This is a genomic window from Streptococcus oralis (genome assembly GCF_003942585.1).
Lineage (GTDB): Bacteria > Bacillota > Bacilli > Lactobacillales > Streptococcaceae > Streptococcus > Streptococcus oralis_BE.
Genome location: NZ_RJNK01000003.1, coordinates 69,676 through 92,661 on the forward strand (window position 1 = coordinate 69,676; position 22,986 = coordinate 92,661).

The 22,986-nt window shown below is 43.1% G+C and carries 22 protein-coding genes; 6 read left to right on the top strand and 16 right to left on the bottom strand.

Features of this window, described 5'->3' with window-relative positions:
* Positions 1–30: 30 nt before the first annotated feature.
* Positions 31–1,923 carry a M13 family metallopeptidase gene (locus D8862_RS05890; RefSeq protein ID WP_125449273.1) on the bottom strand — a complete coding sequence of 631 codons (1,893 nt, stop codon included), beginning with the start codon at positions 1,921–1,923 and terminating at the stop codon, positions 31–33.
* A gap of 179 nt (positions 1,924–2,102) precedes the next feature.
* On the opposite strand from D8862_RS05890, the gene D8862_RS05895 reads away from it, so the two are divergent.
* The 6 genes from D8862_RS05895 (at position 2,103) to D8862_RS05920 (ending at position 6,504) form a co-directional block, all read left to right on the top strand.
* Entirely contained in the window at positions 2,103–2,825 is a 723-nt protein-coding gene (locus tag D8862_RS05895; protein ID WP_009729880.1) for a metal ABC transporter ATP-binding protein, read from the top strand.
* Complete coding sequence (locus D8862_RS05900; protein ID WP_000559797.1) at positions 2,822–3,670, top strand: metal ABC transporter permease; 849 nt, start codon at positions 2,822–2,824, stop codon at positions 3,668–3,670. Before D8862_RS05895 ends, D8862_RS05900 begins: the two co-directional genes overlap by 4 nt.
* 32 nt (positions 3,671–3,702) lie before the next feature.
* Positions 3,703–4,632, top strand: coding sequence for a metal ABC transporter substrate-binding protein (locus D8862_RS05905; protein WP_125449275.1), 930 nt, complete (start codon positions 3,703–3,705; stop codon positions 4,630–4,632).
* 122 nt (positions 4,633–4,754) lie between these two features.
* The gene (gene tpx / locus D8862_RS05910) at positions 4,755–5,249 is read left to right on the top strand and encodes a thiol peroxidase (protein WP_125449277.1); all 495 of its coding nucleotides are present in this window, start codon (positions 4,755–4,757) and stop codon (positions 5,247–5,249) included.
* Positions 5,250–5,332: 83 nt separating this feature from the next.
* Positions 5,333–5,983: a metal-dependent transcriptional regulator gene (locus D8862_RS05915; protein ID WP_125449279.1), complete on the top strand. Its 651-nt coding sequence runs from the start codon at positions 5,333–5,335 to the stop codon at positions 5,981–5,983.
* 107 nt (positions 5,984–6,090) lie between these two features.
* A complete protein-coding gene (locus D8862_RS05920; protein ID WP_125449281.1) occupies positions 6,091–6,504 on the top strand; it encodes a hypothetical protein in 414 nt (137 codons plus the stop codon).
* A 30-nt stretch (positions 6,505–6,534) separates the two neighbouring features.
* Here the strand turns inward: D8862_RS05920 and dtd are convergent, their stop codons facing one another.
* From dtd to D8862_RS06000, 15 genes are all read right to left on the bottom strand, one after another.
* Positions 6,535–6,978 (bottom strand): D-aminoacyl-tRNA deacylase, encoded by a 444-nt coding sequence (gene dtd / locus D8862_RS05925; protein WP_125449283.1) that lies wholly within the window; start codon positions 6,976–6,978, stop codon positions 6,535–6,537.
* An 18-nt stretch (positions 6,979–6,996) separates the two neighbouring features.
* Positions 6,997–9,213 carry a RelA/SpoT family protein gene (locus tag D8862_RS05930; RefSeq protein WP_125449285.1) on the bottom strand — a complete coding sequence of 739 codons (2,217 nt, stop codon included), beginning with the start codon at positions 9,211–9,213 and terminating at the stop codon, positions 6,997–6,999.
* A 145-nt stretch (positions 9,214–9,358) separates the two neighbouring features.
* Positions 9,359–10,489 carry an ABC transporter ATP-binding protein gene (locus tag D8862_RS05935; RefSeq protein ID WP_000229937.1) on the bottom strand — a complete coding sequence of 377 codons (1,131 nt, stop codon included), beginning with the start codon at positions 10,487–10,489 and terminating at the stop codon, positions 9,359–9,361.
* A 114-nt stretch (positions 10,490–10,603) separates the two neighbouring features.
* Positions 10,604–11,473: a helix-turn-helix domain-containing protein gene (locus tag D8862_RS05940; RefSeq protein ID WP_125449287.1), complete on the bottom strand. Its 870-nt coding sequence runs from the start codon at positions 11,471–11,473 to the stop codon at positions 10,604–10,606.
* A 3-nt stretch (positions 11,474–11,476) separates the two neighbouring features.
* Positions 11,477–11,863 (bottom strand): Mini-ribonuclease 3, encoded by a 387-nt coding sequence (locus tag D8862_RS05945; RefSeq protein ID WP_125449289.1) that lies wholly within the window; start codon positions 11,861–11,863, stop codon positions 11,477–11,479.
* Positions 11,856–13,199, bottom strand: coding sequence for a cysteine--tRNA ligase (cysS, locus tag D8862_RS05950; protein WP_125449291.1), 1,344 nt, complete (start codon positions 13,197–13,199; stop codon positions 11,856–11,858). Before cysS ends, D8862_RS05945 begins: the two co-directional genes overlap by 8 nt.
* A 17-nt stretch (positions 13,200–13,216) precedes the next feature.
* Entirely contained in the window at positions 13,217–13,738 is a 522-nt protein-coding gene (locus tag D8862_RS05955; RefSeq protein WP_125449293.1) for a dihydrofolate reductase family protein, read from the bottom strand.
* A gap of 8 nt (positions 13,739–13,746) precedes the next feature.
* The gene (locus D8862_RS05960) at positions 13,747–14,511 is read right to left on the bottom strand and encodes a nucleoside phosphorylase (RefSeq protein WP_125449355.1); all 765 of its coding nucleotides are present in this window, start codon (positions 14,509–14,511) and stop codon (positions 13,747–13,749) included.
* A 4-nt stretch (positions 14,512–14,515) separates the two neighbouring features.
* Positions 14,516–15,382, bottom strand: coding sequence for a GNAT family N-acetyltransferase (locus D8862_RS05965; protein WP_125449295.1), 867 nt, complete (start codon positions 15,380–15,382; stop codon positions 14,516–14,518).
* Positions 15,383–15,393: 11 nt separating this feature from the next.
* A complete protein-coding gene (gene cysE / locus D8862_RS05970; RefSeq protein WP_125449297.1) occupies positions 15,394–16,011 on the bottom strand; it encodes a serine O-acetyltransferase in 618 nt (205 codons plus the stop codon).
* Positions 16,012–16,025: 14 nt separating this feature from the next.
* Complete coding sequence (gene pnp, locus D8862_RS05975) at positions 16,026–18,239, bottom strand: polyribonucleotide nucleotidyltransferase (RefSeq protein WP_125449299.1); 2,214 nt, start codon at positions 18,237–18,239, stop codon at positions 16,026–16,028.
* Between the two features lie 449 nt (positions 18,240–18,688).
* The gene (metF, locus tag D8862_RS05985) at positions 18,689–19,555 is read right to left on the bottom strand and encodes a methylenetetrahydrofolate reductase [NAD(P)H] (protein WP_125449301.1); all 867 of its coding nucleotides are present in this window, start codon (positions 19,553–19,555) and stop codon (positions 18,689–18,691) included.
* A 94-nt stretch (positions 19,556–19,649) separates the two neighbouring features.
* Positions 19,650–21,899, bottom strand: coding sequence for a 5-methyltetrahydropteroyltriglutamate--homocysteine S-methyltransferase (metE, locus tag D8862_RS05990; protein ID WP_125449303.1), 2,250 nt, complete (start codon positions 21,897–21,899; stop codon positions 19,650–19,652).
* Positions 21,900–22,143: 244 nt separating this feature from the next.
* Complete coding sequence (locus D8862_RS05995) at positions 22,144–22,506, bottom strand: TIGR02328 family protein (protein WP_125449305.1); 363 nt, start codon at positions 22,504–22,506, stop codon at positions 22,144–22,146.
* The gene (locus tag D8862_RS06000; RefSeq protein ID WP_125449307.1) at positions 22,490–22,894 is read right to left on the bottom strand and encodes a YbgA family protein; all 405 of its coding nucleotides are present in this window, start codon (positions 22,892–22,894) and stop codon (positions 22,490–22,492) included. The genes D8862_RS05995 and D8862_RS06000 overlap by 17 nt, the downstream gene beginning before the upstream one ends.
* Positions 22,895–22,986: the final 92 nt, after the last annotated feature.

Below are 22,986 nucleotides of genomic sequence, written 5' to 3' on the forward strand. Positions count from 1 at the left end.
AAACCAAGGATGCTATCCTTGGTTTTTGTTTTACCAAATAATCACACGGTCCTCTGGTGAACGCCACATACCGTCGCCTTCTTTGACATCATAGGTTGTAAAGAAGTCATCAAAGTTTGGCACTTGGACATTGACACGGAGCTTAGCTGGCGCGTGTACATCGACACTGGCCATGAGTTTCATCAACTCCGGACGGCCCTTCATACGCCAGATACGAGCAAAGTTGTGGAAGAATTCTTCAGCAGAGAAGTCTGGTTCTCTCTTGGCAGCTTCAAGGGCTGCAGCGATCCCTCCTAAGTCGGCAACATTTTCTGATACGGTTAGTTTTCCGTTGATCCTTGCTCCGTAAGATTCTTGACCATCAAACTGGTCGATAACTTTCTGAGTCTTTTCCTTGAAGGCAGCATAGTCATTCTCAGTCCACCAATCCTTGAGGCTACCATTTTCATCAAAGGAAGCACCATTTGTATCAAAGGCATGAGAAATCTCATGGGCAATAACCGCTCCAATACCACCGTAGTTGGCTGAGGACGACTGATGCAAATCATAGAATGGAGCCTGTAAAATAGCAGCTGGAAAGACAATCAAGTTCTTCTGAGGATTGTAGTAGGCATTAACCATGTGAGCTGGCATACCCCACTCCTTGTAATCAACCGGCTGGTTCCACTCGCTCCAGCTGTGCTTGATTTCCACACGCGCAAAGGCTAAGGCATTCTCAAAGAGACTGGCAGCTTCGTCCACTACTTTATCCTTGTAGCGTTCTGGCAATTCCTCTGGATAACCGATATAAGGCTTGATGACATTGAGTTTGACAATGGCCTTGTCACGCGTTTCAGGTGTGAGCCAGTCGTTCTTAGCCAAGCGTTCCTTATAAACATCAATCATAGTCGCTACTTTTTTCTCTACGTCTGCCTTAGCTTCTGGAGAGAATTTTTCATGCGCGTACCAGAGACCAAGGGCTTGCTTGAAAGGACCTTGAGCCAAGTGATAAGCTGCCTTGACCTTGTCCTGAGCTTCTGGAACACCTGAAAGAGCACGACCATAAGCACCTGACAAGACACGAATCTCGTCTGTGAGATGGCTTGTTGAGAGATTGACAACGCCCAAAATCAAGGTTGCTTTAAGTAGAGGCCACGCTTCTTCACTATAGAATTGGTCTGCTGCTTGCCAGAAACGTTCCTCGTCTACGATAACCTTATCTGGAGTTTGTCCAATCACTGCTTGGAAGAAATCATCCAGAGGGAGGGCAGGGGCAAATTTCTTGAAATCTTCAAAGGCATATGGATGGTAAAGTTTGGCATATTCTGAACTTTCTTCGTTAGAAAGCACCACAGCCGCAATGCGACGGTCAAATTCCAATCGTTTCTCTAGTAAGTCTGCGATTTCCTCATCTGAAAAATCATAGGCTTTGAGAAGATTCGCAGTACTTTCCTTCCAAAGAGTCAAGAGCTCCTCACGCTGAGGATGGTCTTCAGCGTAGTAAGTTGTATCTGGCAAGATAGTTCCTGGTGCACTGGCCCAAAGAACATTGATTCTGGCATCCATAAAGTCTGGTGATACACCAAATGGAAGGAAGTTTGGCTTCCCTGCTAGTTCAAACTCTGCCAGTTTACTGGTAAAATCTGCAAAACCCTCCAAGTCTTGGTATTCCTTGAGCATTGGCAAAACGGGCTTGATCCCATCTACTTCTCTCTTGTCAAAATCTCGCACCATGCGATGGTACTTAACAAAGTTGGCTAGGATAGCATCCTCTGGAACCTCTTCACCTGCCAACCACTTGTCCGTAGTCGCCAGCATCAACTCTTCAATTTCCTCATCAAGGTCAATAAAACCACCTGTTCGAGATTTGTCAGCTGGAATCACAGCTGTTTTTTCCCATTCGCCATTGATTGCATCATAAAAATCATCTTGATAACGTGTCATCTTGTTCTCGCTTTCATATTTTCACTTATTCCTAGCTTAGCAAAAAAATCTAGGGAATGCAATCAAAAATAAATTTCTTATATCTTTCATTTTATTGTTATTTTATTAAATTTTTTAAAAATTAACTTGACTTAATTTTTTTTTTAATGTATATTAAATACGGGAGGGAGGAATTTGTTATGATACGTATTGAACACCTCAGCGTCTCCTACAAAGAAACGCTGGCACTAAAGGATATTTCACTAGTGCTCCACGGACCAACTATTACCGGAATTATTGGTCCAAACGGTGCTGGAAAATCAACTTTATTAAAAGGTATGTTGGGAATTATCCCACATGAAGGTCAGGCCTTTCTCGACGACAAAGAAGTCAAAAAATCTTTACATCGAGTTGCCTATGTCGAGCAAAAAATCCATATCGACTACAATTTCCCTATCAAGGTCAAGGAATGTGTCTCTCTAGGACTCTATCCATCCATACCGCTCTTTCACACCTTAAAAGCCAGCCACTGGAAAAAAGTGGCAGATGCACTTGAAATCGTTGGACTCTCAGACTATGCTAATCGCCAAATCAGCCAGCTCTCAGGAGGACAATTCCAACGTGTTTTGATTGCCCGTTGCTTAGTGCAGGAAGCTGACTACATCTTTTTAGATGAGCCTTTTGCCGGGATTGACTCGATCAGTGAAGAGATTATCATGAATACGCTGAGAGACCTTAAAAAAGCTGGTAAAACAGTTCTCATCGTCCATCATGACCTCAGTAAAGTCCCCCATTATTTCGACCAAGTTTTGCTTCTCAATCGAGAATTAATAGACCTTGGTCCGACCGAAGAAACCTTTACCGAGGCCAATCTCAAAAAGGCTTATGGTAGCAAACTCTTTTTCAATGGAGGTGACCTATGATAGCAGAATTTATCAATGGATTACAAAATTTCCATTTCCTACAAAACGCCTTGATCACAGCTATTGTCATCGGAGTCGTTGCTGGAGCTGTGGGATGTTTTATCATCCTGCGTGGAATGTCTCTCATGGGAGATGCCATCTCTCACGCAGTTTTGCCTGGCGTAGCCCTTTCCTTTATTCTGGGAATTGATTTCTTTATTGGAGCGATCATCTTTGGTTTGATGGCTTCCATCATCATTACCTACATCAAGGGAAACTCTATCATCAAGAGTGACACTGCCATTGGTATTACCTTTTCATCTTTCTTAGCCTTAGGTGTCATCTTGATTAGTGTTGCCAAGAGTTCGACAGACCTCTTCCATATCCTTTTTGGGAATATCCTCGCTGTCCAAGATACAGACATGTGGATTACCATTGGTATGGGGGCATTGATTCTCTTGATTATCGGGATTTTCTTTAAACAACTATTGATTACATCCTTTGACGAGCTTCTGGCTAAAGCCATGGGAATGCCCGTTAATTTCTACCACTATCTGCTCATGGTGCTCTTGACCCTTGTGTCAGTCACTGCCATGCAAAGTGTTGGAACTATTCTTATCGTAGCCATGCTGATCACCCCAGCTGCGACGGCTTATCTCTATGCTAATAGCCTAAAGAGCATGATTTTCCTTTCATCAAGTCTCGGAGCCCTTGCTTCTGTTGTGGGACTCTTTATTGGCTATAGCTTAAATCTTGCAGCAGGATCGAGCATCGTGCTCACAGCTGCTAGTTTCTTTCTCATTAGCTTCTTTATCGCTCCAAAACAACGATATTTGAAACTAAAAAATAAACATTTGTTAAAATAAGGGGCAAAGTCCCAATAAATTGGAGGAATCTAATGAAAAAATTAGGTACATTGCTTGTTCTCTTTCTTTCTGTTATTGCTCTTGTCGCATGTACTAGCGGAAAAAAAGATGCAGCTTCTGGTCAAAAACTAAAAGTTGTTGCTACAAACTCAATCATCGCTGATATTACCAAGAATATCGCTGGTGACAAGATTGATCTTCACAGTATCGTTCCTGTTGGTCAAGACCCGCACGAATACGAACCACTTCCTGAAGACGTTAAGAAAACTTCTCAAGCTGACTTGATTTTCTATAACGGTATCAACCTTGAAACAGGTGGCAATGCTTGGTTTACCAAATTAGTCGAAAATGCCAAGAAAACTGAAAACAAAGACTACTTTGCAGTTAGCGAAGGCGTTGATGTTATCTACCTTGAGGGCCAAAACGAGAAAGGCAAAGAAGATCCACACGCTTGGCTCAACCTTGAAAATGGGATGATTTATGCTAAAAATATCGCTAAACAGCTGATTGCAAAAGACCCTAGCAACAAGGAATTCTACGAAAAAAATCTCAAAGACTACACTGACAAACTAGACAAACTGGACAAGGAAGCCAAAGAGAAATTTAACAATATCCCTGCTGAGAAGAAACTCATCGTAACCAGCGAAGGATGCTTCAAATACTTCTCTAAAGCTTACGGAGTTCCAAGTGCCTACATTTGGGAAATCAACACGGAAGAGGAAGGAACACCTGAACAAATCAAGACCTTGGTTGAAAAGCTTCGCCAAACAAAAGTTCCATCACTCTTTGTTGAATCAAGTGTCGATGACCGTCCAATGAAGACTGTTTCACAAGACACAAATATCCCAATCTACGCACAAATCTTTACTGACTCAATCGCTGAAGAAGGTAAAGAAGGTGACAGCTACTACAACATGATGAAATACAACCTTGACAAGATTGCTGAAGGTTTGTCAAAATAATTCATTAAAAAACGTCGTTCTCACATGAACAGGCGTTTTTTTATCTTTTAATTTCCAGTCAAATCATTGGAAAAATCTGACAATTCTCGGTAAAATAAAAGAAAAAAGAATGGAGTAGTTTCATGACCACTTTTCTCGGAAATCCTGTAACCTTTACAGGTAAACAACTGCAAGTCGGAGACAAGGCACTTGACTTTTCTCTCACGACAACCGATCTCTCTAAAAAAACGCTAGCTGACTTTGATGGAAAGAAAAAAGTCTTGAGTGTTGTCCCTTCTATCGATACTGGTATCTGCTCAACACAAACACGTCGATTCAACCAGGAACTAGCTAACTTCGACAACACCGTCGTTCTTACCGTTTCTATGGACCTACCATTTGCCCAAGGACGCTGGTGTGGAGCTGAAGGTCTTGATAATGCCATCATGCTTTCAGACTACTTTGACCATTCTTTCGGACGCGATTATGCCCTCTTGATCAACGAATGGCATCTCCTTGCGCGTGCCGTCTTTGTTCTCGATGCTGACAATGTCATCCGTTATGTGGAATACGTTGACAACATTAACACGGAACCAGACTTTGAAGCTGCTATTGCCGCTGTTAAAGAACTGGACTAAAATCAAGGCCATTACGGCAGAAGGCTAGAGAAATCTAGCTTTTTTTGATATACTAGATGGAGAGAAAAGACAAGAGGGAACGAATGACGCCAAATAAAGAAGACTACCTAAAATGTATTTATGAAATCGGTACGGAAATGCAAAAAATCACCAATAAAGAAATTGCTGCCCGTATGCAGGTCTCTCCACCTGCCGTAACAGAGATGATCAAACGCATGAAAAGTGAAAATCTCATTCTCAAGGACAAGGAGAACGGCTATCTATTGACAAATATCGGCCTCGAACTGGTCTCTGAGCTCTATCGCAAGCATCGGTTGATTGAAGTCTTTCTAGTTCACCATCTCGACTATACCAGCGATCAAATCCATGAGGAAGCTGAGGTTCTAGAACACACTGTCTCTGACCTATTTGTAAAGAGACTGGATAAACTACTGGGCTTCCCTAAAACCTGTCCCCACGGTGGAACCATACCAGCTGAGGGAGAACTCTTGGTTGAGATCAACAACCTACCTCTAGCAGATACCAAAGAGGCTGGAACATATCTCCTGACTCGCGTTCATGATAGCTTTGATCTACTCAAATACTTAGAAAAGCATGAAATTCATATCGGTGACCAACTCCAAGTCAAACAGTTTGATAATTTTTCCAATACCTTTACACTGGTCAACAAGGGTGAAGACCTCCAAGTTAGCATCGATATCGCCAAACAACTCTATGTCGAAAAAATCAACTAACCCCTTATTCCTGAAAGAAGTTCCTTTCAGGGATTTTTTATTATTTTAGTTGTAAGTCCCATTCGTTTGTTGTAGAATGAAGTTAGAGAAAAGAGGGAGGTCATCTTATGAAAAAGCTCTTTAGAATCCATTTTGCAACCATTGCACTCAGTGATTTGCTACTATTAGCAATTTTTATCTCCAAAACCGATCCCTCTGTAGAGTGGATGCTACTCTCTGGCTTTATTTTCATCCTTGCTCAGGGACTACTGCTATTTCGCTTAGTCAACCGACTCAAACATCATTTCCCTGATATTTATCCTCAAATCAATAAAAAGATTCGCTTCTACTATTTAGGGGTTCTCACCATTGACTTTCTATTATTTGTCCTTTTAGCCTTCACTAGTTCTCAGCGATTTTCCTCTCTTATGCCAATCGTCACTTCTTGCCATTCTACTTTTTATTATCTGACGGCTAACTACCTAAGAGAAAACTATCCAGACTTTTACGACAAACACATTTCTTTCTGGAAGTGTTTATAAGCAAAAACCAAGCCGACTGGCTTGGTTTTCTTATCTATTTTTAGTATCAAGTATAATGGTGACTGGTCCGTCATTGATCAGCTCAACCTGCATATCTGCTCCAAAGATGCCTGTCTGAACGGGCACTTCTTGCGCTAGTTTTTGATTGAAAGCGTCATAGAAGTCAGCTGCCATATCCGGCTTGGCTGCACCTGTAAAGGCTGGACGATTCCCCTTCTTAGTATCTGCAAAGAGGGTAAACTGAGAAATAGAAAGAATTGCGCCCTCAATATCCTTAACAGACAGGTTCATCTTGCCTTCTACATCTGAAAAAATCCGCATATTGACAAGCTTTCGGACTGCGTAATCCAGATCCTCCTCTTGGTCCCCTGGGCCAACACCGACTAATAACAGTAAACCTTGATCTATCTGCCCCTGAACCTGACCTTCGATACTCACTTGAGCTTTCTTAACTCGTTGAACGACGATTTTCATAAAAATCCTTTCTAGATCTTAGCCATTGGTTCGTTTGACAGAGTAGACTTCTGGCACACTTTTAATCTTATCAACTACTGTCGTTAGAGTTGAGAGATTTGAGATTCCAAAGGACACATGGATATTGGCAAATTTCATATCCTTTGTTGGTTGGGCGTTAACGGTTGAGATATTCTTAGCTGTGTTGGAAAGAACTTGCAGAACATCATTTAAGAGACCTGTACGGTTGAGGCCGTAGATATCGATGTGGGCAATATATTCCTTGCTTGAGAATTGATCTTCCCATTCCACATCAAGGAGACGTTGTTCGTAGTTTTCTTGGGCGCGAAGGTTCATACAGTCCACACGGTGAATAGCCACACCACGCCCCTTGGTGATGTAGCCGACAATGTTGTCACCCGGCACTGGATTACAACACTTAGCAATCCGAACTAGGAGACCTGAGGCGCCTTCAATGACCACACCGCCCTCATGCTTGACCTTGAGCTTCTCCTTATTCTCAACCTTAACCTCGCCACCCTTAACTAACTCATCAGCCTCTGCCCTAGCTTTGGCACGTTCCTCCTCACGGCGTTCCTTTTCAGTCAGACGGTTAAAGACGGTAGTAGCACTGATTTCTCCAAAACCAATAGCAGCAAAGAGGGAGTCTTCTGTCTTGTAGCTGGTCTTTTGAAGGACTTGGTCCATGTGCCGCTTGTCCATATACTTATTAGCCACATAGCCATTCTCTTGGAGCTGATTAATCAGCAGTTCACGGCCCTTGTTAACAGACAATTCCTTGTCTTGGTTTTTAAAGAACTGACGAATCTTGTTACGTGCCTTGCTAGTCTTGACCATGTTGAGCCAGTCACGACTCGGGCCAAAAGAATTAGGGTTGGTTACAATTTCGACCTGGTCACCAGTTTTGAGCTTGGTTGTCAGAGGAACCATACGGCCATTGATCTTGGCACCAGTCGCTTTTTCACCGACTTTGGTATGGATTTCATAGGCAAAGTCGATCGGGCCTGAATCTTTTGGAAGGGAGCGAACTGCACCATCTGGAGTAAAGACGTAAATCTCCTCCGCCAGATACTCTTCCTTAACAGACTCGACAAATTCCTTGGCATCGTCAGCCTGGTCTTGTAATTCCATCATTTCCTTGATCCAGTTCATACCAATCGCAGACTCTTTGCTGTTGACCTGACCTTTGATTCCTTTCTTATAAGCCCAGTGAGCCGCAACCCCGTACTCAGCAACTTCGTGCATTTCTTTGGTACGAATCTGGAATTCAATCGGCCCTTTTGGTCCATAGACAGTCGTATGGATAGACTGGTAACCATTGGCCTTACGGTTTGCGATATAATCTTTAAAACGCCCTGGCATGGGTTTCCAAAGTTCATGTACATAGCCAAGCATGGCATAGACATCACTATGAGTCTCTAGGATACAGCGAATGGCAATCAGGTCATAAATCTCCTCAAAGCGTTTCTTCTTATCCTGCATCTTGCGATAGATAGAGTAGATATGCTTGGGACGGCCATAGATTTTCCCTTTTAGATTGCGTTCGGAAGTGTACTCCTCCAACTTGGTTACTACTTCATCGACCAAAGCCTCACGTTCTCTGCGTTTTTCCTTCATCATGTGAGTGATCTTGTAAAACTCGGTCGGATTGAGGTAACGGAAGGATAGGTCTTCCAACTCCCACTTGACGCTAGAAATCCCCAGACGATGAGCAAGTGGCGCATAGATTTCCATGGTTTCTCTGGAAATGCGTTCCTGCTTGTCTTTTCGTAGGTGGTTAAGCGTTCTCATGTTATGCAAGCGGTCAGACAATTTAACCAAGATAACGCGAATATCCTCAGACATAGCCATAAGCATCTTGCGGTGATTTTCCGCTAATTGCTCCTCGATGGATTTGTACTCGACCTTACCAAGCTTAGTAACTCCATCAACAATGATGCGAACATCATGACCAAACTCTTGCTCTAAATCATCCAAGGTCGCATCCGTATCCTCAACTACGTCATGCAAAAAACCACAGGCAACTGTCACGGCATCTAGCTTGAGCTTAGCTAAAATCCCTGCTACCTGAATGGGATGAATAATATAGGGCTCGCCAGATTTACGATACTGACCACTATGGCATTCAACTGCGTAAACCAAGGCTTTATGTACAAAAGCAACATCTTCTTTCGATAAATATTTTTGCGTTAAAGCGACAACCTCATCGCCCGTCAAATTCACTTCTTTCGGCATCTATTCTCTCCAATTCTTCCTACCATTTTATCACTTTTTTAAGAATATTAAAACTAGAAAAGCCTGTTTTCATGCCTAGCCTATGCATTTGAAAGGAAAAAACACTGCAAGAGAGACTCTGCAGTGCTTTGTTATTTTATTTATCTTAGTAAACTGTTTTTTCAGTTTCTACATCAAAGAAGTGTGCTTTGTTCAAGTCAAATCCAAGTTCAACTGTTGCACCTGTTTGCAAGTAGTCACGAGCATCCACTTTGGCAACAAATTCGTCTTTACCAACTTGGCAGTAAAGGTGAGATTCTGAACCAAGCAATTCTGATACAGAGATAGTTGCTTTTACAACTGATTCTGGGAATGTTTCAAGGAAAGCAGGTTCTGCATTCACATCTTCTGGACGAATACCGAAGATTAATTCTTTACCTTCATATCCTTTTTCACGAAGAACTTTCAAAGCACCTTCTGGAACTTTCAAACGGAAACCGTCAGAAACAATTTCGTTGCCTTCTAATTTCACATTGATGAAGTTCATAGCTGGGCTTCCAATGAATCCTGCAACGAACTTGTTAACTGGGTTTTTGTAAACTTCTTGAGGAGTACCGATTTGTTCTACACGTCCGATAGTACCTGTACCAGCAGGGTTCTTAGTTGCTGACATGATAACGATACGGTCTGCAAGTGTCATCGCTTCTGTTTGGTCGTGCGTTACGTAAATAGTTGTAGCACCGATACGACGGTGAATCTTCGCAATTTCAGCACGCATAGATACACGAAGTTTGGCATCCAAGTTTGACAAAGGTTCGTCCATCAAGAACACTTTTGCATCACGGACAATTGCACGCCCCATGGCAACACGTTGACGTTGACCACCAGAAAGGTCAGCAGGTTTACGATCCAAGAACTCTTTCAAACCAAGGATTGCAGCTGCTTCTTGAACACGTTTGTCGATGTCTTCTTTGCTGTATTTACGCAATTTCAAACCGAAAGCCATGTTGTCATAAACAGTCATGTGTGGGTAAAGAGCGTAGTTTTGGAATACCATGGCGATGTCACGGTCTTTTGGAGCTACGTCGTTGACAACCACGCCATCGATAGATGCAGTACCTTCTGTAATGTCTTCAAGACCAGCGATCATACGAAGAGTTGTTGATTTACCACATCCTGAAGGACCTACGAAAACGATAAATTCTTTGTCTTTGATGTCCAAGTTGAAGTCTTCAACTGAGTAGTGTTCGCTGTTTGGATATTTTTTGTAAATGTTTTTAAGATTTAATTCTACCATGGAAGGTGAACTCCTTTTATTTTTTGATAGTTTTATTATAAATGAAAACGCTTTACATTTCTATGGCAAGGTGACCAAAAAAACAAAAAAGTTCTGTGCAAGTTGCACAAAACTTTAGAGAATATCTGGTAAAATCAACTGATAGCACAAGGTGAGATCCGTCAACTCCTTCAATTGAAGCCCAGTTAATTCTTCCCATCTATCAATCTTGTATTGGAGAGAGTTGCGGTGAAGATAAAGTTGCTGGGCTGTTTTAGTTAGGACGGCACTGTTTTCCCAGAGAGAAAGGATGATCTCCTGAATCTGATCTTGGTCCAGAATCAACTGACGAAGGTAGTCTTTGATAATTCTATGGTCAATCAGCCCTTCCCCAAGACTCCAGAGATAGAGTTGTGAAAAAGTGTGAACACCTTGATGACCTTGACGCCACCAAGTCTTAAACAAGTCCCGCTCTGCTTGGATTAAATCTGACAGAGCCTGATACCCAGTCTGTGACCACACCTGCCCCAACATGATAGATAGACGAAGACCAAAGTCATACTCCACTGCCTCAATCGTATCGGATAAGATTGAGCGAACAGAGCTGTATTTATCTTGCTGGAGAACAAAAACATAGTCCTGAACTCCGACCTGCAACACTGTCTGGTAGTTAGGAAAGAGGGTCTGCATCATATCCAGCCAAGAGGCTAGATTTTCCTGTTGGTAATAGGATAGATGGCAATAAATCAACTGAATCTTTTTAAAAGTTTGAGGCGCCTGCCCCTTACCCTCGATCAAATAGGAATACCAAGGATTGAGCGAACGAGCCTGCTCCTGCTGGGTTAAAAGAGCAATTAACTGCTTTTCACGTTCAGTGAGATTGGTCTCTTCCAGTAAAATCCACTGCTGTGAAGACAGAGGAAGAGTAAGATATCCTAATTTCTCTATCGGCTGATCTGAAATTTGAGCTTCAGGAAACCAGTCTTGTAGTTCTTTTGCAATCATATCCTAGCCCTCCACTTTTTGGATGCACCAAGAAATTATGGTTTCTAGCCGCTCCACATTTTCAGTCAGATGGAGATAGCCCATCACCGCTTCAAAGCCAGTAGACATACGGTAAGTCACCACATCAGCATTTTTAGCCTTGGTATGACTATTGGTATTGCGACCACGTTTATAGATTTCTACTTCTTTTTCCGTTAGGACTTCTTCTTCTAACATAAGGGAAATCAAGCGTGCCTGAGCCTTGGCTGAGACATACTTGGTCGCCTCTTGGTGAAGTTTATTGGGCTTGGTCATGCCTTTGAGGATGAGGTGGCGACGAATATACATGGAATAAACCGCATCTCCCTCAAAAGCTAGCGCAATCCCGTTAATGAGATTGACATCAATCACGAGTCCACCTCACTCCATCCTTGGTGTCAAGGAGCTTAATCCCTTGAGCAGCCAATTGGTCACGGATTTGATCTGCTGTCGCAAAGTCACGATTCGCACGCGCTTCTTGTCTCTTTTGGATCAAGGCTTCAATGTCTGCATCCAAAACTTCCTCAACAAAGACAATCCCAAAGACTTCCAACATATCTGCAAGAGCTTTCTTAACACTTGCATCATAGTTGCCAGAGTTGATCCACTTGGCCATTTCAAAGACAACTGTGATACCGTTGGCAGAGTTGAAATCCTCATCCATAGCGGCAACAAACTTATCTTTAAAAGCCTGTAACTCTTGAGCATCTACAGTCCCAGAAAATGGTTGCTCATAAGTGTTTTTTAGATACTTAAGATTGGTCTCGGCATCACGCACTGCTTTTTCCGTAAAGTTGATAGGTTTACGGTAGTGTTGGGTCGCAAAGAAGAATCGAAGCACTTGCCCATCAATGGTCTTAAGGGCATCGTGGACGGTGATAAAGTTGCCCAAGGACTTAGACATCTTGACATTGTCGATATTGACAAAGCCATTGTGCATCCAGTAGTTGGCGAAAGTCTTGCCTGTTTTTGCTTCTGACTGGGCAATTTCATTGGTATGGTGAGGAAACTCAAGGTCGGCTCCCCCACCGTGAATGTCAATGGTATCGCCCAAAATCTCTGTCGACATGACCGAACACTCGATATGCCAACCCGGACGACCAGGTCCCCAAGGACTATCCCAAGAAATCTCACCTGGTTTAGCTGTTTTCCATAGAGCAAAGTCCACAGGATTTTCCTTACGAGCTGTTTCTTCATCTGTTCGACCTGAAGCACCTAGCTCCAAATCTTCCAAGGTTTTATTGGCCAACTTAGCATAGTTATGTGATTTTTCCACGCGGAAGTAAACATCTCCTTGACTCTCGTAAGCATAACCTTTTTCAATCAAGTCTTCCACAAAACGAATGATGTCATCCATAAACTCCACTACACGCGGATGGCGAGTCGCAGGTTTCACGCCCAAGGCCGTCACATCCTCACGAAAGGCAGCGATATACTTGTCCGCAACCTCCTGTGGCGTGATGCCTTCTTCCTTGGCACGGTTGATAATCTTATCATCCACGTCCGTGAAATTGGAAATATAGGCAACTTCGTAGCCACGGTATTCAAAGTAGCGACGAATGGTATCAAAGGCTACTGTTGAGCGGGCATTGCCGACATGGATATAGTTGTATACAGTTGGCCCACAAACATACATCTTGATCTTGCCGTCCTCGATTGGGACAAATTCTCGCAAATCACGAGACATGGTGTCGTAAATTTTAATCATGCGGTCCACTCCCTTCTCTATTTCTGACTTTTTCGGCTGAAAACCAGCTCTGCAAAAGGGCCAAATTGTCTGAGGCTATCCAGTTGGTAAAAGCGCTGCCCTTCCTCTTGGGTAAAGAGGGGAACCCCCTTTCCTAGGATAAGGGGCGCTATCTGAATAATGAGGTGGTCGAAAAGATCCGCATCCAAGAGCGGTCCTATCAAGGAATTACCACCAATCACAAAGACATTTTTGCCTTTGTCAATCTGGTGAACAAAGTCCACCACATCCCCAGCTACTGGCTGGTAATTGCTGACAGGTAGGTGCCTATCATGCGTAAAGACATAGTTTTCCGTAGCTTGATAAAAACTTTCTACATCTTGCAAATCTTGGATTTCCTCAAAGGTCCGCTTGCCCATGATAGTGATATCCATTTGCCTGTAAAAGTCATCATAGCCTGTATCCTCTACAGAACCAAGTTGATGCAGCCAGTCTATCCTGTGCTGGCTGTCTGCCAAGTAGCCATCCATGGTGATACAGCCGTAAAAATATACTGTCATTCTTGTAGTTACCTTTCTAGTTCCTTTGCTATTGTCAAAGCGATAGTGAAAAAAGTCATGGCATCAGCTGTCCGCTCTTCATGGCGGGCATCCCAGGTTCGGTTATGATGATCCACATAGTCAGCTGTGTAGAAGAATTGATAGACTTTACTCTTGCGAAATTGACTCCAAGCCATGATAGCTGAAGCTTCCATGTCGACCACTTGTGCACCAGCAGCCAAGCGACGCTTGACCTTATCAGGCGTTTCTCGATAAAAGGCATCAGTCATCCAAGACTTTGTTCGAATGTGCTCAATGCCAGATTTGTTCAAAGCTTCTTCCATGGTTAAGAGCAAAGTTTCGTCATAAGCTATCTCATCACTTGCAGGAGCGTAATGGTAACTTGTCCCTTCATCACGTAAAGCTGAACTAGGTAAGATAATCTTATCTGCCTGAATAGACTGATCTAGAACTCCGCAAGAACCCAAAACAATAAAGTTCTTAAATCCTCTTGCTTTGAGTTCTTCTAAGAGTCCAACAACCATCGGGGCTCCAATCGTAGCTATAGCAACTGCTACCTTACTCCCATCTTTCTCATAGATATACCATGGAAATCTACCATTTAGATTGGTTAGATAGCCGCCTTCGTAAACATCTTCAAACTGCTTTACTCGTTCAACGATTTCTCCATTAAAAGATAAAATAATCGTGTCACAGATTTCTCCACCACCACGAATACTTCGATCAGTTGGTTCGATAACAGCAGGTACATTTTCGAATTCTTCTAATAGCATTTTTCTATTCTTTCTCATTCAGATAAACTACCTGAGTCTGTTTGACAAAGCCGATTTTTTCATACAAGCGCTTGGCACCTACGTTGCTGTCCTCTACTGCAATCTGAAATTCCTTATCATTTTGCTCAATCAGTTGGTTGACTAGGGATTTTGCTAAATAGCTTCCGTAGCCTTTGCCACGTTCAAGTTCTGATATTGCTAAACCGTAGAAGTAATTCGTATTAGTCGATAAATCTACCGTGCAAGTCCCAATAACCTGACCGTCTTTTAATAAAATATATAGGCGACTTTCTGAATCCTTCAGAGCTTCAGCGACATATCTATCCACAACTTCTCTCGATTCATGTTCCTCTGAAAACGCCTGAAATTTTAACTGGCTAATTTGCTCCTGATACGAACTATCTGCTAACAAAACTTCAAGATTAGAAACAGTTACTAACTGATAAGGTCTTCTATCCTTACCTAACCAGGTTTCTGTCTCTTCATCCTCGACCAATCCCCAGTTGCTGACAAAATCAGGATGACGCTCTAGAAAAATACGTTCTGTCTGAAAAGTAACTGAACGAATAGGGAAAGAAGCCGTTTCTTTCTCAAAACTCGTAAACAAAGCACGCGCAATTCCCTGACGGCGATGATTTGGATGAACCAGTATCGTCACTTCCACATCTTGGTCATCAGCATAGACAGTTAATAGACCAACAAGTTCGCCTTTTTCATAATAAAGGAAAAAGGCGGGCATGTTTGGGTCAAAATTAAGCATGTTAGAGAGATAGGGTTCACGGTAGGTAACGTCATATTTTTGGCAACAGTTAATTAGGACTTTCGCCTCAGATAACTCCTTTGGGCTTAACTTGTTTCTTGCTATAATCATATAAATATCCTTTACAATCCTGACGATCTGTGGCTGGCTTCTCTAGCATGCTCGAGTTTATTGACGTAGTACTCTCGTTTTTCTTCGACTTCGTGGATCGTCGGCTCATCTTTCTGTCCATGAACGCGAACAATCTTAGCTGGAATACCGACAACTGTTACATCACTAGGTACGTCTGCCACAACTACTGCAGCAGCACCGACTTTGGCATTTTCACCGATTTCCACTGGTCCGATAACTTGGGCATGGGCTGATATGAGAGCTCCCTTTCGAACGGTCGGATGGCGTTTGCCAACATCCTTACCAGTCCCACCAAGAGTCACTCCGTGATAGAGAAGAACGCCTTTTTCAACAATCGCCGTCTCTCCAATCACCAGACCTGAGCCATGGTCGATAAAAACACCTGAGTCTATCTGAGCACCCGGATGAATCTCAATCTGAGTCCAGAAGCGCCAAAACTGACTGTGCATCCGAGCCAAGAGTTTAAAGCCATGCTTCCAGAGAAAATGCGAGAGACGGTGGGCAGCCAAGGCCTTAACACCTGGATAGGTCAGTAGAACCTCCAAAGTGGTGCGCGCCGCTGGATCATTTTCTTTTACGATATCAATGGTTTCGCGCCACCATCCCATACATTTCTCCTTTCTTATTCTGAGTCTTTTGGTTTGTGCGTAAATTCTTTCTTAGGTTTGTGATCCTTGTGATGACGTGGACGGTGAGGTCGCTCAGACTTTTCGCCTTTTTCATCATGCTCAGGTTTTGGCGGACGAGGAAGAAGAACTTTCATAGAGGCATCGATACGGCCTTTTTCATCAATCTTGATAACTTTAACATCGACTTCATCACCGATAGCTACCAAGTCTTCGACACGGTTGGTACGAGTCCAAGCCATTTCAGAAATGTGCACAAGTGCATCTGTCTTATCAAAGAGGTTGACAAAGGCACCAAATTTCTCGATACGAACAACCTTGGCATGGTAAACTTCATCCACTTTGGCTTCACGAACCAAACCAGCAATGATTTCTTTTGTACGGTTAATGGCAGCTTGGTCACTAGAGTAGATAGATACATTACCTTCTTCGTCGATATCAATCTTAACGCCTGTTTCAGCGATAATCTTGTCAATAGTTTCGCCACCCTTACCGATGACAATCTTAATCTTGTCCACATCAATCTTGATGGTATCAATTTTCGGTGCAGTTGGAGCCAATTCTGGACGAACTTCTGGGATTGTTGCTTCAATCACATCAAGGATTTCAAAACGAGCTTTCTTGGCTTGAGCAAGGGCCTCAGTCAAGATTTCTGCAGTGATCCCTTGGATCTTGATATCCATTTGAAGGGCTGTGATTCCGTCACGAGTACCAGCAACCTTGAAATCCATGTCTCCAAAGTGGTCTTCTAATCCTTGGATATCTGTCAATACAGTGTAGTTATTTCCATCTGAGATGAGACCCATGGCAATACCAGCTACTGGCGCCTTGATTGGCACACCACCAGCCATAAGGGCAAGCGTTCCCGCACAGATAGAAGCTTGAGATGAAGAACCATTTGATTCTAACACTTCAGCTACCAAGCGGATCGCGTATGGGAATTCTTCCAAACTTGGCAAGACTTGAGCAAGGGCACGCTCACCAAGAGCACCGTGACCGATTTCACGACGACCTGGTGCACCATAACGACCTGTTTCACCTACTGAGTATTGCGGGAAGTTATAGTGGTGCATAAAGCGTTTCTTATATTCTGGATCCAAACCATCGATGATTTGCGTTTCTCCCATCGGAGCTAAGGTCAATACAGAAAGAGCCTGAGTTTGTCCACGAGTGAAGAGACCAGAACCATGTACACGAGGAAGGAAGTCAACAACCGCATCCAAAGGACGGATTTCATCGACCTTACGACCGTCAGGACGCACCTTGTCTTCTGTGATCAAACGGCGCACTTCAGCGTGTTCCATTTGTTCCAAGATTTCAGCCACATCACGCATGATACGGTCACATTCTTCATGGTCTGCATATTTTTCTTGGTAAACAGCTGTGACCTGGTCCTTAACTGCTTGAGTCGCAGCTTCACGAGCCAATTTTTCTTCTACTTGAACCGCTTTTTGGAGGTCACTGTTGTAGGCTGCGATGATTTCAGTCTGTAATTCAGCATCTACGTGGAGCAATTCTACTTCTGCTTTTTCTTTACCAACAGCAGCAACGATCTCTTCTTGGAAGGCAATCAATTCTTTGACTGCTTCGTGCCCTTTGAGAAGAGCTTCCAACATGATTTCTTCTGACAATTCTTTGGCACCAGACTCTACCATGTTGATGGCGTGCTTGGTACCAGCTACTGTCAATTCAAGAAGAGATTGCTCTGCTTGTTCTTGAGTAGGGTTGATGATGATTTGACCATCGACATAGCCCACTTGTACCCCAGCGATTGGTCCGTCAAATGGAATATCTGAGATAGACAATGCCAAAGATGAACCTAACATGGCTGCCATTGGTGCAGAGGCATTTTCATCATAAGAAAGGACGGTGTTGATCACTTGCACTTCATTACGGAAACCTTCCGCAAACATCGGACGGATTGGACGGTCAATCAAACGCGCTGTCAAGGTCGCATCTGTTGAAGGACGACCTTCACGTTTCATAAAGCCACCAGGAAACTTCCCAGCCGCATACATTTTTTCTTCGTAGTTGACTTGAAGTGGGAAGAAATCCCCAGTTGCCATCTTCTTAGACATAACGGCAGCAGTCAAAACCGTTGACTCACCGTAACGCACGACAACAGAGCCATTTGCTTGCTTAGCAACCTGGCCAGTCTCTACAACCAACTCACGACCCGCAAAAGTCGTTTGAAATACTTGTTTTGTCATTAAAATCCCCTTTGGATTAATTATATTATACGTCTTGCCTACAAAGATCAAGATACTAAGGACGTCAAAAGCAAAGTAAAAATAGGAAGCTGACGAAGTCTTCGATGAAGACAAGACAGTTTATCTTTTTTACACAGCTTTTCGGTCGGGTTCAATTACTCATGATAGCATAGATTGACGCAGTGTGCGATGCACACTGAGAAATCTATCTTTTTCACTAGGGATTTAGCCCGTGTTCAACTATCTAGATACTTTGAAATATCCAAGAATAATATTCTCTAGCATCTGTCTATTTTTGTTAGATTTAAATTGCTAAAAATCTTTTTATACCCTCATCTTTGTATCAAGTACGTACAGAGTCTATTTTATCATATTTTTCTTAAAAAGTGCGGGCTTTTCTATTAAAAAGGAACCATCCCCCTCGCTTGAGAAGAATGGTTTGCTTTTTATTACCCTAAAGACTGATGATTAAACAAGGCATGGGTTGCTTGGTGGATGTATTTCGCTGTTTCAGCATTGTTCATGGTGTACAAATGCACACCTGCGACATCCTGAGTGACCAAGTCCACGATTTGATCCACTGCGTAGGCAAGTCCTGCTGCTCTGAGCGACTCAGGGTCATGCTCATACTTGTCTAAGATGGCTTTAAATTTACGTGGAAGGTGGATATTCTCACACGTTTTCAAGAGACGAAGCGCTTGGTTACGGTTAAGAATAGGCATGATTCCCGCATGAATAGGAACATCAATCCCTGCCAAGGTACACTTATCTTGGAAATCATAGAAACGCTCATTGTCAAAGAAAAGCTGCGTTACGAGACTTGAGCAACCTGCATCCACTTTTTTCTTGAGATTTTGAATATCTGAGATTTGGTTTGGCGAGTCAGGGTGCCCCTCTGGATAGCAAGCTCCGACAATATCAAAATGCGGCGCTTGTTCCTTGATGAACTCAATCAAGTCCGTTGCGTAGCGGAAATCCTTTTGCGGTTCCACATCAGGAATGATGTCCCCACGTAGAGCCAAGATTTTTCGCACACCAACCTTGTCCAAGTCCGCAAGTGTCTCTGCAACCTTGTCCTTGGTCAGATAGATAGCTGGCAAGTGGGCAATAGTTGGAATCGCCAAATCATTCTGGATAAAGTCAGCCAAACGAACCGTTGTTTCCTTGATATTAAATTTATTATTGCTGGCGGTCACACTGATAAAGTGCGGTGTCAGCTCCCGCATATCCTGCAAGGCTGAAATAATTTTATCATTACCCACTGCTGGGTTTGGAGGGAACACTTCAAATGAGAGTGACGGTGTTTGGCGTGACATAGTCAATATCCTTTTCTTTTTGATTTCATGATTGCTTAGCCGACTAAGACGAAGCAGTCCCTTGATCAAACAGTGTCTAGCGAGAAATCGGATCTTACAATTTCTCACGCGCAGCTTTGGCTGCTTCGACAAGGCGGATCAAGCTTTCTTTTGTTTCTGGAATACCACGTGTTTTCAAACCACAGTCAGGGTTAATCCAAACTTTCTTGCTTGGTACTTTGGCAAGGATAGCTTCGATGGTGTGGTCGATTTCGCCTTCATTTGGCACACGAGGAGAGTGGATATCGTAAACCCCAGGTCCCACTTCTGTTTGGAAGTTTTTCGCTTTGAGTTCGTCCAAGATTTCAAGGTTTGAACGACTTGCTTCAAAGGAAATAACGTCCGCGTCCATGTTGTCAATAGCTGGGATGATATCTGTAAATTCTGAATAACACATGTGAGTGTGGATTTGTGTGTCTGGTGCTACTGTAGAGTGTACCAAGCGGAAGGCTGGAATTGCCCAGTCAAGGTAGTCTTCGTACCAGTCGCTACGACGGAGTGGCAATTTCTCACGAAGAGCAGCCTCGTCGATTTGGATAATTTTCACGCCAGCAGCTTCAAGGTCAAGAACTTCATCCTTGATAGCAAGAGCGATTTGAAGAGTTGAGTCCTTGATAGAGATGTCTTCACGCGGGAATGACCAGTTAAGGATGGTAACCGGTCCAGTCAACATACCTTTGACAGGTTTGTCTGTACGGCTTTGAGCATAGCTAGACCATTTGACAGTGATTGGGTTGAGACGTGTGACGTCACCCCAGATGATTGGTGGTTTCACCCCACGCATACCGTATGATTGTACCCAACCATTCTTAGAGAAGAGGTAACCTGACAAGTTTTGACCGAAGTACTCAACCATGTCGTTACGCTCGAACTCACCGTGTACAAGCACGTCAAATCCAACTTCTTCTTGCCATTTGATCCATTCGTCGATGGTTTCAGCAAGGAAGGCATCGTATTCTTCTTGAGACAATTCACCCTTACGGAAGGCCAAACGTTTGGCACGGACTTCCTTAGTTTGAGGGAATGAACCGATAGTTGTTGTTGGAAGAGCTGGAAGTTTGAAAGCTTCTTCTTGGATAGCTTCACGTTCAGCAAAGGCAGGCAAACGAGTGTAGTCAGCGTCTGTCAATCCTGCAATGCGCGCACGAAGTTCTGCATTTTCACCAACACGTTCAGTCGCAAAAAGTGCTTTGTTAGCTGCAAGAGCTTCTGCGCCTTGACCATTGCGGATAGCATCCAAGTCACGAAGTTCTTCCAATTTTTCTACTGCAAAAGCAAAGTGGTTCAAGATAGCTGGTTCAAATTCTTCGTTAGCAGTTGTAAATGGCACATGAAGAAGTGAGCATGAGCTTGTCAAAACGATGTTTTCAGCTGGGATTTGCTCAAGAACAGCCAAGCTCTTTTCGTAGTTGTTGCGCCAGATGTTTTTACCATTGACAATCCCTGCATAGAGAGTCTTGTCAGCTGGGAAACCACCTTTAACGAGTTCAAGAGTTTTCTTACCTTCGACAAAGTCAAGACCGATCGCGTCTACTGGCAATTTCACAAGGTCAGCGTAAACGTCACGAACGTCTCCGAAGTAAGTTTGAAGCAAGACTTCAAGACCTTTCTTGTCAGCCAAAAGTTTGTTGTAGAGGTTCAAGAAGAGTGCTTTTTCTTCAGCAGTCAAATCTTTTACAAGAGCAGCCTCGTCCAATTGGATACGAGTTGCACCAAGTTCAGCCAATTTTGCAAAAACTTCTTGGTAAGCAGCCACAAAACTGTCTACGAAGTCTTCTGCCTTGACACCTTCTTCAAAGTCTGATAATTGAAGGAAAGTGAATGGTCCTACAAGAACTGGACGAGTGTTGAGACCAAGTTCTTTTGCTTCTTGGAATTCGTCAAAGATCTTGTGACCTGCAAGTTTGACTTGGGTGTCTTTTTCAAATTTAGGTACGATGTAGTGGTAGTTGGTGTTGAACCATTTCTTCATCGGAAGGGCACGCACATCCCCTTTTTCTCCTTGGTAACCACGCGCCAAAGCAAAGTAGCGCTCAAGGTCAGACAAGTCCAAGTTTTGAACAGAAGCTGGCACCACGTTGAAGAGGAAAGCAGCATCTAGGAAGTTGTCATAGTGAGAAAAGTCGTTTGATGGGATTTCAGTGATGCCTTTTTCTTTGACAATGTTCCAGTGTTTGGCACGCAATTCTTTTGCTGCTGCAAGGAGTTCTTCTTCTGAGATTTCTTTTCTAAAGTATTTTTCAGTTGTAAATTTTAATTCGCGGAATTCACCCAAACGAGGGAAACCGATGATCGTAGTTGACATGATGTGTCCTCCAAAATTTGTTGTTGAAACTATCTTAACAGAAAAGAAACTGTCTGTATAATTGTAAAAAATTAGGCTTTGATATAGTTTGAAACTATATCACTCTTTTGATCAAAAGAAAAAGACTTGAGACCAGTGTCTCAAATCCTTTGTATAGCTTGTTTTGTGGCTGTATTTTAGTTAGAATACTCAAACGTGTTATTAGTAATTCTTATAAGTGACTATGGCTTGCTATTAGAAAAGACTATAGGTTAATCCCCTTCTCTCGGAGATTATCTAAACACTCCTCATAGTATCCTGCATCATGCTCACTGTAGATAGGATTGCCTAGCTTCTCCTCGGTCAAGTCTTGATAAGGAGGGCAGGTTTTGCCACGGTAGTTCTTATCCAACCATTCTGGACTGACATTGTAGCCACGGTCAGCCATCTCCTTCATGATCAAGTCATGGTAGGCGTAGAGACGATAAGGCGAGTGGGTAAAGACATAGTTCACCGTCGCATGCTTTCTGCCCCAGCCATTGCCACGCAGGGCACAGCACTCTCGATGTTGGCCTAAAAGTTGAGGACGGGGAAGTTTTGAAATCAAAGCCTCATGCCAAAGTCTCATGGGAGTCTCCTTTCAGTAAAGTCGAATGTTGCAAGTAGGTATTTGGATAGCGATCAAGCAAGTCTCGAGTCTTAGCGATTAAGTCTTCCTTAGAAGCCTGACCAAAACGGTAGCGATCCAGCAAGAGCATATAGTCCTTACGCTCAGCATCTGTCGCTTTCTTTTTGAAATAGCCCCAAATATGCTGAAAGGCATTGCAAACCTGACCTCTATGCTCAGGGATTTGGCAAGCACGGTCAATGAGGTTTTGAACATAGCTGACCTCCACCACTTCATTCTTGAGATATTGACGAATCTCATTGTAAATATTGCTGGAATAGCTCAAAACGAGGTATTTGTTTCTAGCCCAGAGTTGTTGGCACTGGGATTTTTGATTAGTTTGTTCCATGTTTCTCCTTGCTTTTTATCAGTTTCCAGGAAATATGGAAACAAAGTTGTACCTTAAAAATGAGCAAATCATGAGCGGAATATGAGCGAAAA

What these genes read in the sequence shown, in the direction of transcription:
- D8862_RS05890 (WP_125449273.1), bottom strand. Translation starts at nt 1,923, where the DNA reads ATGACACGTTATCAAGATGATTTTTATGATGCAATCAATGGCGAATGG.
- D8862_RS05895 (WP_009729880.1), top strand. Translation starts at nt 2,103, where the DNA reads ATGATACGTATTGAACACCTCAGCGTCTCCTACAAAGAAACGCTGGCA.
- D8862_RS05900 (WP_000559797.1), top strand. Translation starts at nt 2,822, where the DNA reads ATGATAGCAGAATTTATCAATGGATTACAAAATTTCCATTTCCTACAA.
- D8862_RS05905 (WP_125449275.1), top strand. Translation starts at nt 3,703, where the DNA reads ATGAAAAAATTAGGTACATTGCTTGTTCTCTTTCTTTCTGTTATTGCT.
- tpx (WP_125449277.1), top strand. Translation starts at nt 4,755, where the DNA reads ATGACCACTTTTCTCGGAAATCCTGTAACCTTTACAGGTAAACAACTG.
- D8862_RS05915 (WP_125449279.1), top strand. Translation starts at nt 5,333, where the DNA reads ATGACGCCAAATAAAGAAGACTACCTAAAATGTATTTATGAAATCGGT.
- D8862_RS05920 (WP_125449281.1), top strand. Translation starts at nt 6,091, where the DNA reads ATGAAAAAGCTCTTTAGAATCCATTTTGCAACCATTGCACTCAGTGAT.
- dtd (WP_125449283.1), bottom strand. Translation starts at nt 6,978, where the DNA reads ATGAAAATCGTCGTTCAACGAGTTAAGAAAGCTCAAGTGAGTATCGAA.
- D8862_RS05930 (WP_125449285.1), bottom strand. Translation starts at nt 9,213, where the DNA reads ATGCCGAAAGAAGTGAATTTGACGGGCGATGAGGTTGTCGCTTTAACG.
- D8862_RS05935 (WP_000229937.1), bottom strand. Translation starts at nt 10,489, where the DNA reads ATGGTAGAATTAAATCTTAAAAACATTTACAAAAAATATCCAAACAGC.
- D8862_RS05940 (WP_125449287.1), bottom strand. Translation starts at nt 11,473, where the DNA reads ATGATTGCAAAAGAACTACAAGACTGGTTTCCTGAAGCTCAAATTTCA.
- cysS (WP_125449291.1), bottom strand. Translation starts at nt 13,199, where the DNA reads ATGATTAAAATTTACGACACCATGTCTCGTGATTTGCGAGAATTTGTC.
- D8862_RS05955 (WP_125449293.1), bottom strand. Translation starts at nt 13,738, where the DNA reads ATGACAGTATATTTTTACGGCTGTATCACCATGGATGGCTACTTGGCA.
- D8862_RS05960 (WP_125449355.1), bottom strand. Translation starts at nt 14,511, where the DNA reads ATGCTATTAGAAGAATTCGAAAATGTACCTGCTGTTATCGAACCAACT.
- D8862_RS05965 (WP_125449295.1), bottom strand. Translation starts at nt 15,382, where the DNA reads ATGATTATAGCAAGAAACAAGTTAAGCCCAAAGGAGTTATCTGAGGCG.
- cysE (WP_125449297.1), bottom strand. Translation starts at nt 16,011, where the DNA reads ATGGGATGGTGGCGCGAAACCATTGATATCGTAAAAGAAAATGATCCA.
- pnp (WP_125449299.1), bottom strand. Translation starts at nt 18,239, where the DNA reads ATGACAAAACAAGTATTTCAAACGACTTTTGCGGGTCGTGAGTTGGTT.
- metF (WP_125449301.1), bottom strand. Translation starts at nt 19,555, where the DNA reads ATGTCACGCCAAACACCGTCACTCTCATTTGAAGTGTTCCCTCCAAAC.
- metE (WP_125449303.1), bottom strand. Translation starts at nt 21,899, where the DNA reads ATGTCAACTACGATCATCGGTTTCCCTCGTTTGGGTGAATTCCGCGAA.
- D8862_RS05995 (WP_125449305.1), bottom strand. Translation starts at nt 22,506, where the DNA reads ATGAGACTTTGGCATGAGGCTTTGATTTCAAAACTTCCCCGTCCTCAA.
- D8862_RS06000 (WP_125449307.1), bottom strand. Translation starts at nt 22,894, where the DNA reads ATGGAACAAACTAATCAAAAATCCCAGTGCCAACAACTCTGGGCTAGA.